The organism is Bacillus sp. FSL R5-0560 (assembly GCF_037966305.1).
GTDB classification, from domain to species: domain Bacteria; phylum Bacillota; class Bacilli; order Bacillales; family Bacillaceae; genus Bacillus; species Bacillus mojavensis.
The window spans coordinates 24,712-32,500 of record NZ_CP150195.1; the positions used below are offsets into that span (position 1 = coordinate 24,712).

General features: G+C 45.9%; 7 protein-coding genes, 2 tRNA genes, 2 rRNA genes and 1 other RNA gene (1 of these 12 cut by a window edge). 11 read left to right on the forward strand and 1 reads right to left on the reverse strand.

Translation table 11 applies throughout. From position 1 onward, the window contains the following. Positions 1–56: 56 nt before the first annotated feature. Entirely contained in the window at positions 57–608 is a 552-nt protein-coding gene (locus NST56_RS00115) for an isochorismatase family cysteine hydrolase (RefSeq protein ID WP_229150282.1), read from the reverse strand. Between the two features lie 83 nt (positions 609–691). Between NST56_RS00115 and tadA the strand changes: the two genes are divergently transcribed. The 11 genes from tadA to NST56_RS00170 form a co-directional block, all read left to right on the forward strand. Further along, entirely contained in the window at positions 692–1,177 is a 486-nt protein-coding gene (tadA, locus tag NST56_RS00120) for a tRNA adenosine(34) deaminase TadA (protein WP_010332742.1), read from the forward strand. Between the two features lie 82 nt (positions 1,178–1,259). Further along, positions 1,260–1,524: signal recognition particle sRNA large type (ffs, locus tag NST56_RS00125), an RNA gene on the forward strand. Between the two features lie 128 nt (positions 1,525–1,652). Continuing rightward, positions 1,653–3,347 carry a DNA polymerase III subunit gamma/tau gene (dnaX, locus tag NST56_RS00130; RefSeq protein WP_339179222.1) on the forward strand — a complete coding sequence of 565 codons (1,695 nt, stop codon included), beginning with the start codon at positions 1,653–1,655 and terminating at the stop codon, positions 3,345–3,347. Between the two features lie 23 nt (positions 3,348–3,370). Further along, entirely contained in the window at positions 3,371–3,694 is a 324-nt protein-coding gene (locus NST56_RS00135) for a YbaB/EbfC family nucleoid-associated protein (protein WP_010332744.1), read from the forward strand. Positions 3,695–3,708: 14 nt separating this feature from the next. After that, positions 3,709–4,305: a recombination protein RecR gene (gene recR / locus NST56_RS00140; protein ID WP_003242386.1), complete on the forward strand. Its 597-nt coding sequence runs from the start codon at positions 3,709–3,711 to the stop codon at positions 4,303–4,305. A gap of 18 nt (positions 4,306–4,323) precedes the next feature. Then, positions 4,324–4,548: a YaaL family protein gene (locus NST56_RS00145; RefSeq protein WP_010332745.1), complete on the forward strand. Its 225-nt coding sequence runs from the start codon at positions 4,324–4,326 to the stop codon at positions 4,546–4,548. A gap of 66 nt (positions 4,549–4,614) precedes the next feature. Continuing rightward, positions 4,615–4,878: a pro-sigmaK processing inhibitor BofA family protein gene (locus NST56_RS00150; RefSeq protein ID WP_326227830.1), complete on the forward strand. Its 264-nt coding sequence runs from the start codon at positions 4,615–4,617 to the stop codon at positions 4,876–4,878. Between the two features lie 247 nt (positions 4,879–5,125). Beyond that, positions 5,126–6,675: ribosomal RNA gene (locus NST56_RS00155) — 16S ribosomal RNA — on the forward strand. Positions 6,676–6,776: 101 nt separating this feature from the next. Then, a tRNA-Ile gene (locus tag NST56_RS00160) sits at positions 6,777–6,853 on the forward strand. A 12-nt stretch (positions 6,854–6,865) separates the two neighbouring features. Then, positions 6,866–6,941, forward strand: a tRNA-Ala gene (locus NST56_RS00165). Positions 6,942–7,022: 81 nt separating this feature from the next. Then, positions 7,023–7,789 (forward strand): 23S ribosomal RNA (locus NST56_RS00170); it runs 2,161 nt beyond the window's last position. The 16S and 23S rRNA genes sit together here with 2 tRNA genes alongside, the layout of an rRNA operon.

The window sequence follows — 7,789 nt, forward strand, 5'->3', positions numbered from 1 at the left end:
TTGAATGAAAAACGCCTCCTTTCATATCGCTACAATGTATGAAAGGAAAGCGCTAATCATGTTTGTTTTTCAGTAATTTGTTCTTCCGTTGTAATTTCTGCGAAAAGAACATTTTCCATCATAGTTAGGGCAAATTCATTATCCTTATCGCTGTTAGAAGCAATGCAGTCCTTAGGTATCGTAATGCTGTATTCTCTCATGTAAGCATCATTAGCAGTAAATAGTACGCATATATTCCCCGCTATACCTGTTAAGACAATGCGTTTCACCTGTAATTCAGTAAGGAGGGTATGGAGGGCTGTTTCATAAAAAGCGGAGTGTTTCGGTTTGATTAGAAAATAGTCTTCATCCTCGGGTGATATCTTTTCAATAATGGCCTTGCTCTTCTCGTTTTCACATTCTTGCTGGATATTTTGGATATCCGCTTGCCAAAGCCCGTAATGATCATTAATGTATATAATCGGCCAGTCATTTTGTCTCGCGTGCTTTTTTAATGATAAAATGTGAGGAACGATTTTTTCTGTTTTGTTGGCGAGGCTTTCTCCCATATCGAATTCAAAATTATTGATCATGTCGACAATGAGAAGAGCTGTGTCTGCTTTAGACATCGACAGTCTCCTTTCTGTTTAAGTTATAGTTAATATGTAGCCTTTTTAGGTAAGGAAAAAACTTTGAAAAGAGAGCTAACCTTATGAATCAAGATGAACTTTATATGAAAGAAGCAATAAAAGAAGCGAAAAAAGCTGAAGCGAAAGGCGAGGTGCCGATCGGCGCCGTGCTTGTCGTGAATGATGAAATCGTGGCACGCGCGCACAATTTAAGAGAAACAGAGCAGCGGTCTATCGCTCATGCGGAAATGCTTGTGATTGATGAAGCGTGCAAGTCACTTGGAACATGGAGACTGGAGGGGGCAACTCTTTACGTTACCCTTGAGCCTTGTCCGATGTGTGCTGGAGCTGTCGTGCTTTCACGCGTGGAAAAAGTGGTGTTTGGTGCTTTTGATCCAAAAGGAGGCTGTTCAGGCACGTTAATGAACCTTCTTCAGGAAGAACGCTTTAATCATCAGGCTGAAGTGGTGAGCGGTGTGCTAGAGGAAGAATGCGGAGGAATGCTCAGTGCGTTTTTCAGAGAGTTGAGAAAAAAGAAGAAAGCTTCTAGGAAAAACTTGTCTGAGTAGTAAGGTTGCAATTTTTAGGGGAAAAGGATATACTTATGTGTGCATCGTCATAGATGCGACAAAAAATTTGATATTTATTTTGCCGTGCTAAGCGGGGAGGTAGCGGTGCCCTGTACCCGCAATCCGCTCTAGCGGGGCCGAATCCCTTCTCGAGGTTCGTTTACTTTAAGGTCTGCCTTAAGTAAGTGGTGTTGACGTTTGGGTCCTGCGCAATGGGAATTCATGAACCATGTCAGGTCCGGAAGGAAGCAGCATTAAGTGAAACCTCTCATGTGCCGCAGGGTTGCCTGGGCCGAGCTAACTGCTTAAGTAACGCTTAGGGTAGCGAATCGACAGAAGGTGCACGGTAAATCAATCATCAAATTTTCAAACTCACCTAATATTAGGTGAGTTTTTTGTTATGTAAAAGAGCTTTTGGAATCGATACACGGTTCATGTATAATGGGAATGATGAATAACGGAGGAGGGCGCACCCGTGAGTTACCAAGCTTTATATCGAGTATTCAGGCCTCAGCGCTTTGAAGATGTGGTTGGACAAGAGCACATTACAAAAACGCTGCAAAATGCCCTTTTGCAAAAGAAATTTTCTCATGCTTATCTGTTTTCCGGGCCGAGGGGTACGGGAAAAACCAGTGCGGCCAAAATATTTGCCAAAGCTGTCAACTGTGAACACGCTCCTGTTGATGAGCCATGTAACGAATGTGCAGCCTGTAAAGGGATAACAAACGGGTCCATATCCGATGTCATAGAAATTGATGCCGCTTCTAACAACGGTGTTGATGAAATTCGTGACATCCGCGACAAAGTGAAGTTTGCCCCGTCGGCCGTCACATATAAGGTATATATCATAGATGAGGTGCATATGCTGTCTATCGGCGCCTTTAACGCGTTATTAAAAACGTTAGAAGAGCCGCCTGAGCATTGTATTTTCATTTTAGCAACAACAGAACCGCACAAAATTCCTTTAACCATTATATCCAGATGTCAGCGTTTTGACTTCAAGCGAATTACATCCCAAGCGATTGTCGGACGTATGAACAAAATAGTTGATGCTGAAGAGCTGCAGGTTGAAGAAGGAGCGCTCGACATTATTGCTAGTGCTGCAGATGGCGGTATGAGGGATGCTTTGAGCCTTCTTGATCAGGCAGTCTCATTCAGCGGTGACGAGCTAAAAGTTGATGATGCGCTTCTGATTACCGGAGCCGTTTCTCAGTTATATATAGGAAAGCTTGCGCAATCTCTGCATGAAAAACATGTTTCTGAAGCTTTGGAAACATTGAATGAGCTGCTTCAGCAAGGGAAAGACCCGGCGAAGCTGATAGAGGATATGATTTTCTATTTCAGAGACATGCTGCTGTTCAAAACAGCTCCTGGCTTAGAGGGTGTACTGGAAAAAGTAAAAGTCGATGAAACGTTCCGGGAATTAAGTGAACAAATTCCGACTCAGGCGATATATGAAATGATCGATATCCTGAACAAGAGCCACCAGGAAATGAAATGGACGAACCATCCCCGTATCTTCTTTGAGGTGGCTGTGGTGAAGATTTGTCAGACGTCTCATCAAACAGCTGCTGCGGATCTGCCTGAAGTTGATATGCTGATGAAAAAGATTCAGCAGCTTGAGCAAGAAGTAGAACGACTCAAAACCACCGGCGTAAAAGCAGCGGCGGAAAGTCCGAAAAAAGAGGGACCGCGTGCGCCAAAAGGCGGAAAATCCAATTACAAAGCGCCGGTAGGCAGAATTCATGAGATTTTAAAGGAAGCAACGAGGACGGACCTTGATCAGCTCAAAAGCAGCTGGGGCAAGCTTTTGGCTCATTTGAAACAGCAAAACAAAGTATCTCATGCTGCGCTGCTGAATGACAGTGAACCTGTGGCTGCAGCTTCTACAGCATTTGTACTGAAATTCAAATATGAAATACATTGTAAAATGGTCGCGGAGGATAACAACGGAGTCCGGACTAATCTTGAACAGATTTTAGAATCAATGCTCGGTAAAAGAATAGATTTGATTGGCGTTCCAGAAGCACAATGGGGTAAAATAAGAGAAGAATTTTTAGTAGATCATCAGCAGGAAAATGAAGGATCAAATGAACCGGCTGAAGAAGATCCGCTTATTGCCGAGGCGAAAAAGCTTGTCGGAGCGGATTTAATTGAAATAAAAGACTAACAATATGAAAGAGAGTGAATGCTATGCGTGGCGGAATGGGAAATATGCAAAAAATGATGAAGCAAATGCAAAAAATGCAAAAGGATATGGCCAAGGCTCAAGAAGAGCTTGCAGAAAAGGTAGTTGAAGGAACTGCAGGCGGCGGTATGGTAACAGTAAAAGCAAACGGGCAAAAAGAAATTCTGGATGTCATCATTAATGAAGACGTAGTTGACCCGGAAGATATCGAAATGCTTCAGGATTTAGTGCTTGCTGCAACAAATGAAGCCTTGAAAAAAGTTGACGAGATCACAAACGAAACAATGGGTCAATTTACAAAAGGAATGAACATGCCAGGTTTGTTCTAGGGGGATAAAAGAAAATGCAATATCCTGAACCAATATCAAAGCTGATCGACAGCTTTATGAAATTGCCAGGGATCGGACCGAAAACAGCGGTTCGTCTGGCTTTTTTTGTTCTAGGTATGAAAGAAGATGTGGTATTAGATTTTGCGAAGGCATTGGTAAATGCGAAACGCAATCTGACATATTGTTCAGTTTGCGGGCATATTACAGATCAGGACCCTTGTTATATATGTGAAGATACAAGAAGGGATAAGTCCATTATCTGTGTTGTGCAAGACCCTAAGGATGTTATTGCTATGGAGAAAATGAAAGAATACAACGGACAGTATCATGTTCTCCACGGCGCCATTTCCCCAATGGATGGCATCGGACCAGAGGATATAAAGATACCAGAATTGTTAAAACGATTACAGGATGATCAAGTGACAGAAGTGATTCTCGCAACAAACCCTAATATAGAAGGGGAAGCAACAGCGATGTATATATCAAGGCTCTTGAAGCCATCTGGTATTAAGCTCTCCCGTATTGCCCACGGACTGCCCGTCGGCGGTGACTTGGAATATGCTGATGAGGTCACTCTTTCTAAAGCACTTGAAGGAAGACGTGAATTGTAAGGGAGGAAAAAGCGATCCATGGGTTTTCTTCGCAAGAAAACATTGAGAAGAGAGTTTGATGAAAAACTAATCGAGCAGCTTTTTAAGCAAAAGGAAGAGTGGAATAGGCAAAAGAAGCTGGTCGAAAAAAGCCTTGAGCCATCAGCTGAGGTTTTATGCGAGCTGAAAGTAGCTGAAGCGAAGTATTTTTTTTACTTGAGGGAAGCGAAACAGCGAAATTTGACAATCAGCCGGTGGAAGTAAGTGGTCTAAACTCCTGGATCTTCTCATAAGCTTGTACTAGAACAAGCGAAGGGGATGAGAAGATTCATGGAGCCTATTTTCATTATAGGGATTATTTTAGGACTAGTTATTCTTCTGTTTTTATCAGGTTCACCTGCAAAGCCGCTAAAGTGGATTGGTATAACTGTTGTTAAATGTGTAGCGGGTGCTTTGTTGTTGGTATGTGTGAACATGTTCGGAGGCAGCCTTGGCATCCATGTGCCGATTAATATTGTCACAACAGCCATAAGCGGAATTTTGGGCATACCGGGAATAGCAGCGTTAGTAGTGATTAAGCATTTTATTGTTTAATTCATATTATATGTTGACTTTAAGACGTAAGGGTGTTATTCTAATATACGTCGCTGATGACGGATAAGCTTTTTAAAGAAATTACGAAAAAAAGTTGTTGACAGAAACAGCAGAAAATGTTATGATAATAAAGTCGCTTAAAGAGCGATTGCAAAGTTCTTTGAAAACTAAACAAGACAAAACGTACCTGTTAATTCAAGTTTTATTATAAAATCGCACAGCGATGTGCGTAGTCAGTCAAACTACTTTATCGGAGAGTTTGATCCTGGCTCAGGACGAACGCTGGCGGCGTGCCTAATACATGCAAGTCGAGCGGACAGATGGGAGCTTGCTCCCTGATGTTAGCGGCGGACGGGTGAGTAACACGTGGGTAACCTGCCTGTAAGACTGGGATAACTCCGGGAAACCGGGGCTAATACCGGATGCTTGTTTGAACCGCATGGTTCAAACATAAAAGGTGGCTTCGGCTACCACTTACAGATGGACCCGCGGCGCATTAGCTAGTTGGTGAGGTAACGGCTCACCAAGGCAACGATGCGTAGCCGACCTGAGAGGGTGATCGGCCACACTGGGACTGAGACACGGCCCAGACTCCTACGGGAGGCAGCAGTAGGGAATCTTCCGCAATGGACGAAAGTCTGACGGAGCAACGCCGCGTGAGTGATGAAGGTTTTCGGATCGTAAAGCTCTGTTGTTAGGGAAGAACAAGTACCGTTCGAATAGGGCGGTACCTTGACGGTACCTAACCAGAAAGCCACGGCTAACTACGTGCCAGCAGCCGCGGTAATACGTAGGTGGCAAGCGTTGTCCGGAATTATTGGGCGTAAAGGGCTCGCAGGCGGTTCCTTAAGTCTGATGTGAAAGCCCCCGGCTCAACCGGGGAGGGTCATTGGAAACTGGGGAACTTGAGTGCAGAAGAGGAGAGTGGAATTCCACGTGTAGCGGTGAAATGCGTAGAGATGTGGAGGAACACCAGTGGCGAAGGCGACTCTCTGGTCTGTAACTGACGCTGAGGAGCGAAAGCGTGGGGAGCGAACAGGATTAGATACCCTGGTAGTCCACGCCGTAAACGATGAGTGCTAAGTGTTAGGGGGTTTCCGCCCCTTAGTGCTGCAGCTAACGCATTAAGCACTCCGCCTGGGGAGTACGGTCGCAAGACTGAAACTCAAAGGAATTGACGGGGGCCCGCACAAGCGGTGGAGCATGTGGTTTAATTCGAAGCAACGCGAAGAACCTTACCAGGTCTTGACATCCTCTGACAATCCTAGAGATAGGACGTCCCCTTCGGGGGCAGAGTGACAGGTGGTGCATGGTTGTCGTCAGCTCGTGTCGTGAGATGTTGGGTTAAGTCCCGCAACGAGCGCAACCCTTGATCTTAGTTGCCAGCATTCAGTTGGGCACTCTAAGGTGACTGCCGGTGACAAACCGGAGGAAGGTGGGGATGACGTCAAATCATCATGCCCCTTATGACCTGGGCTACACACGTGCTACAATGGACAGAACAAAGGGCAGCAAAACCGCGAGGTTAAGCCAATCCCACAAATCTGTTCTCAGTTCGGATCGCAGTCTGCAACTCGACTGCGTGAAGCTGGAATCGCTAGTAATCGCGGATCAGCATGCCGCGGTGAATACGTTCCCGGGCCTTGTACACACCGCCCGTCACACCACGAGAGTTTGTAACACCCGAAGTCGGTGAGGTAACCTTTATGGAGCCAGCCGCCGAAGGTGGGACAGATGATTGGGGTGAAGTCGTAACAAGGTAGCCGTATCGGAAGGTGCGGCTGGATCACCTCCTTTCTAAGGATATTTACGGAATATAAGGCCTTGGGTCTTATAAACAGAACGTTCCCTGTCTTGTTTAGTTTTGAAGGAACTTTGTTCCTTGAATAAGTTAAGATGGGCCTGTAGCTCAGCTGGTTAGAGCGCACGCCTGATAAGCGTGAGGTCGGTGGTTCGAGTCCACTCAGGCCCACCATCTTATACAAATGGGGCCTTAGCTCAGCTGGGAGAGCGCCTGCTTTGCACGCAGGAGGTCAGCGGTTCGATCCCGCTAGGCTCCACCAACGTGTTCTTTGAAAACTAGATAACAGTAGACATCACATTCAATTAGTAACACAAGATATCACATAGTGATTCTTTTTAACGGTTAAGTTAGAAAGGGCGCACGGTGGATGCCTTGGCACTAGGAGCCGATGAAGGACGGGACGAACACCGATATGCTTCGGGGAGCTGTAAGCAAGCTTTGATCCGGAGATTTCCGAATGGGGAAACCCACCACTCGTAATGGAGTGGTATCCATATCTGAATTCATAGGATATGAGAAGGCAGACCCGGGGAACTGAAACATCTAAGTACCCGGAGGAAGAGAAAGCAAATGCGATTCCCTGAGTAGCGGCGAGCGAAACGGGATTAGCCCAAACCAAGAGGCTTGCCTCTTGGGGTTGTAGGACACTCTATACGGAGTTACAAAGGAACGAGGTAGATGAAGAGGTCTGGAAAGGCCCGCCATAGAAGGTAACAGCCCTGTAGTCAAAACTTCGTTCTCTCCAGAGTGGATCCTGAGTACGGCGGAACACGTGAAATTCCGTCGGAATCCGGGAGGACCATCTCCCAAGGCTAAATACTCCCTAGTGACCGATAGTGAACCAGTACCGTGAGGGAAAGGTGAAAAGCACCCCGGAAGGGGAGTGAAAGAGATCCTGAAACCGTGTGCCTACAAGTAGTCAGAGCCCGTTAACGGGTGATGGCGTGCCTTTTGTAGAATGAACCGGCGAGTTACGATCCCGTGCAAGGTTAAGCAGAAGATGCGGAGCCGCAGCGAAAGCGAGTCTGAATAGGGCGCATGAGTACGTGGTCGTAGACCCGAAACCAGGTGATCTACCCATGTCCAGGGTGAAGTTCAGGTAACACT